Annotated in this window: 1 pseudogene; it reads right to left on the bottom strand. The window is 65.7% G+C overall.

Annotated elements, in window-relative coordinates:
* Positions 1-26: 26 nt before the first annotated feature.
* A pseudogene (locus QMF80_RS37850) lies at positions 27-1550 on the bottom strand (ISAzo13 family transposase); the annotation flags it as partial.

Below are 1550 nucleotides of genomic sequence, written 5' to 3'. Positions count from 1 at the left end.
GGGGCCCGTATTTCAATAAGTGTCAATCACGGGTTTCCGTGAGGGTTGTTCGGGCGTGTAGCTGTGCCAATGTGCGGGCGGGCGATCCGGGTATCGGTGTGACGAGGATTCCGTGCAGGTCCAGGAGCCGTTTTCCGTCCTGGTACTGAATGGACAGATTGGTGCGGTTGACGCCCAGTAATTGAGCCAGGAACGTCATGGTCACCGCTCTGCGGCGGCGCAGGATGGCTGCCAGGAGCCGGTGGGTGTGGTCCACGCTGCTGGTCTGCGGGTGGCGGTAGCTGCGCGGACGGTGGAAGCGTCGCTGGAATGCCGCCTCGGCCATGGCGTCCCAGAATGGTTCCGAGGCCGCCACCAAATAGTCGAAAGCGGCTCGTGACATGCCGGTCAGGGCTGGTTCGGTGAGCATCAGGGTCAGGGTCGGATCGGTCCGGTGAGTGCTTGCCGGCGCGTCGGGCGTGCGCGGTGGCACGGGAGACAGTGTGTAGTTCCAGTCGCCGTGGAAGGTGTTGGGTGTGATCGGAAGGGCGTGGAACTCGGCGGGTGTGACACTGATGCCGAGGTCGTAGCTTCCTGTGTCCAGTTCGGCCCCAATGGTCAGGCCGGTCTTGGTTGTTGTGGCGGCGAGGGTCTCGAGGACCACTTGGTAGCTGGTCAGCGGTCGTCCCCGCCAGTTCGCGGTGATGTGGCAGAACATCCGGTGCTCGATCTTGTTCCACTTCGAAGTCCCCGGCGGTAGGTGACAGACCGTGATCTCCAGGCCGCTCTCTCGTGCGAAGGCGGCCAGGTTGCTCTTCCAGGTCCAGCGGCGGGGGTCGTTGGAGCCGCCGGAGTCGGCGGTGATCAGGAGCCGGCCGGCATTCGGGTGGTCCGCCCGTCCGCGGTGCTGCCACCAGCGGCGGATGGACTCCACCGCGAACTGGGCGGTGTCGTGGTCGGTTCCGACGTTGACCCACCCGGTGTTGTTGGCGATGTCGTAGATCCCGTAGGGGATCGCCATGGGCTGGTCGTTGGTGGTGAACGTGTGGCAGTCCACCTTGATCGCGTTCTTGCCCGGCCGCCAGGTGCGACCGGGCCGGTCCCGGTTGCCGAGCCACTCCTTGGCCTTGGTGTCGACGCTGATCACTGGCTGGGCGTCGTTGAGGAACTCGGTGGCGGTGGCATTGAGGTGGGTGAACTGGGCATCCCGGTCCGGATGGCTGATGCCCTCTGTTGTCTTCGCGGTTCCCTGCAGGCTGTAGCCCAGGATGTGCAGCAGGTGTCCGACGGTTGAAGCGCTGATCGGGTGGCCCTGTGTGGTGAGGGTCGAGGCCAGAGCCCGTAACGACAACGTGGTCCATCGCAGCGGAGAGACGGGGTCGCCTCGAGTGTGCGGCTCGATCAGGGACTCCAACGCGGGCAGTAGACCGGAGTCGGTGTCTGTCAGCCGCTTGCGGCCCCCGCCTGGAGCCCGGACCCGTCGGGTCGGCGACGAGCAACCGGCCAGCTCGGCAATACCTCGCGCGATGGTGGCAGTGCTGGTGCCAGAGGCGGTTGCGACCCGGACGATC

The sequence above is a fragment of the Streptomyces sp. G-G2 genome, assembly GCF_030063135.1.
Classification (GTDB): domain Bacteria; phylum Actinomycetota; class Actinomycetes; order Streptomycetales; family Streptomycetaceae; genus Streptomyces.
This window is presented reverse-complemented; position numbering and strand designations above follow the sequence as displayed.